Origin of the sequence: Streptococcus sp. HMSC078H12, assembly GCF_001814615.1 — a bacterium.
Lineage (GTDB): Bacteria > Bacillota > Bacilli > Lactobacillales > Streptococcaceae > Streptococcus > Streptococcus salivarius_F.
On record NZ_KV817346.1, the window covers coordinates 145,490 to 147,713 of the forward strand.

At 39.6% G+C, this 2,224-nt stretch carries 1 protein-coding gene; it reads left to right on the plus strand.

What is annotated here, in order from left to right; all coding sequences use genetic code 11:
• The coding region (locus HMPREF2979_RS09865; RefSeq protein WP_315968259.1) for an SspB-related isopeptide-forming adhesin at positions 1-2,224 on the plus strand (2,224 nt) is incomplete at both ends.

The window sequence follows — 2,224 nt, forward strand, 5'->3', positions numbered from 1 at the left end:
ACTTCACTAAACGTTTGGAAGGTCGTGAACTTCAAGCTAACGAATTCGAATTCGTATTGAAGAAAGACGGCGTTGAAGTTGAACGCGTGAAGAACGACGCTGCTGGTAAGATTGTCTTCAAGACTCTTAAATTTGGTCGCGATGATCTTGGTAAGACTTACAACTACACAGTAGAAGAAACTCCTGGTACAGATACAACTGTCAAATACGACACAATGGTTGCCACTGTTAAAGTTGTTGTTTCACACGACGGTACAGCTAAAGCAATCGTTGCCAACGTAACAGATGCTGCTGATAAAGAATTCAACAACCGTGTAACACCTCCAGAAGAACCTAAGTTCCAACCAGAGAAATACGTTGTTTCTAAAGCGAAATTCGATATCACTGGTACTAAACTCGTTGATGATGATTCTGAATTGACAGATAAATATGGTGAAACAAACAACAATCCATATGTTGATAATACAGACAACAACGAAGCTGAAAACTTGAATACCAAGACAGTTGAACGTGGATCTAAACTTTACTACCAAGTATGGTTGGATACAACTAAATTTGATGTAGCTAACAAAGACAACATCCAAACAGTAGGAATCACAGATAACTACGACAAGGATAAATTGACTGTTAATGCTTCAGACATCAAGGTTTATGATTCAGTAACTGGTGCAGATGTTACTAACAAGTTCGATATCACTGATAACAACGGTGTTCTTACAGCTAACCTTAAAGCTGGCTTTACTAAGTCACTTGGCGACGCTGAAAATACACAAATCATTGATACAACTAAGTTTGAATTTGGACGCTACTATAAATTTGATATTCCAGCAACAGTGAAAGACGATGTTGTAGCTGGTGCAGATATCGAAAACAAAGCAGCTCAAGTTGTTAACTACTACAACCCAGTAAGCAAGACAGTTGAAAAACCAAACAAACCAACTGAAAAACGTGTCAACAGTGTTCCAATCTCAGTAGAATTCAACTTCACTAAGAAATTGGAAGGTCGTGACCTTAAAGCTGGCGAATTCACATTCGAGTTGAAAGATAGCGACAATGTTGTGATTGCAACTGCAACCAACGATGCAGCTGGTAAGATTAAATTCTCTCCAGTAGAGTACACAAATAAAGCTGGTAAAACTGTTACAGCCCTTAAATACCAGAAGGGTCAAGAAGGTACTTACAAGTACACTGTAACAGAGGTTAAGGGTACAGATGCAACTGTCGATTACGATACAATGGCTGCTGTTGTAACTGTTACTGTTTCTCATGACGGTACAGCCAAAGCCTTGATCACAAATGTGACAGAACCTGCGGATAAAGAATTTAACAACACAGTTCGCCCTCCAGAAGAACCTAAGTTCCAACCAGAGAAATACGTTGTTTCTGAAGAGAAATTCGATATCACTGGTGATAAGCTCGTTGATGACGATAAAGAGTTGGCAGACAAGTACGCAGATACAAATGCGAACCCATACGCTGACGATGCCTCAAACAACGAAGCTCAAAACTTGAATACTAAGACTGTTAACCGTGGCGACAAGTTGGTTTACCAAGTATGGCTTGATACAACTAAATTCGACGCAGCTAACAAGGACAACATTCAATCAGTAGGAATCTCAGATGACTACGATGAAGCTAAATTGGAACTTGATGCTACTAAGATTAAAGCTTACGATTCAGTAACAGGTGATGATGTTACAGCTAAATTCGATATCACTGTGAACAACGGTGTGATTACTGCAACACTTAAAGATGGCTTCACTAAGTCACTTGGCGATGCAGAAAACACTCAAGTTATCGACACAACTAAATTCGCCTTCGGTCGTTACTACAAGTTCGACATCCCAACAACAGTTAAAGCTGATGTTCCTGGTGGTGCAGATATCGAAAATACTGCGGCTCAAGTAGTAAACTACTACAACCCAACAACTAAGAAAGTTGAAAAACCAAGCAAACCAACTGAAAAACGTGTTAACAACGTTCCAGTTGAAGTAGAATTCAACTTCACTAAACGTTTGGAAGGTCGTGAACTTAAAGCTAACGAATTCAGCTTCGTTCTTAAAGATTCAGAAGGTAAGACTCTTGAAACTGTAAGCAACGATGCGGCTGGTAACGTTAAGTTCTCTAAACTTGAGTTCAAGAAAGGCCAAGAAGGCGTACACAACTACACTGTAGAAGAAGTTAAAGGAAGCGACGCAACCGTTACATACGATACAATGAAAGC